General features: G+C 56.3%; 1 rRNA gene (only partly in view). It reads right to left on the bottom strand.

Annotated features, from left to right (window positions below):
- Positions 1–396, bottom strand: a 16S ribosomal RNA gene (locus IOC61_RS16000) (it extends past both window edges: 545 nt to the left, 946 nt to the right).

Below are 396 nucleotides of genomic sequence, written 5' to 3'. Positions count from 1 at the left end.
GGGCGGTGTGTACAAGGCCCGGGAACGTATTCACCGTGACATTCTGATTCACGATTACTAGCGATTCCGACTTCACGGAGTCGAGTTGCAGACTCCGATCCGGACTGAGACCGGCTTTTCGGGATTAGCTACACCTCGCGGCTTCGCAACCCTTTGTACCGGCCATTGTAGCACGTGTGTAGCCCTACTCGTAAGGGCCATGATGACCTGACGTCATCCCCACCTTCCTCCGGTTTGTCACCGGCAGTCTCCCTAGAGTTCCCGACCGAATCGCTGGCAAATAGGGATAGGGGTTGCGCTCGTTACGGGACTTAACCCAACATTTCACAACACGAGCTGACGACGGCCATGCAGCACCTGTCTGTGCGTTCCCGAAGGCACCAATCCATCTCTGGA

The sequence above is a fragment of the Halomonas sp. KAO genome, from assembly GCF_015595025.1.
In the GTDB taxonomy this organism is placed as follows: Bacteria; Pseudomonadota; Gammaproteobacteria; order Pseudomonadales; family Halomonadaceae; genus Halomonas.
This window is presented reverse-complemented; position numbering and strand designations above follow the sequence as displayed.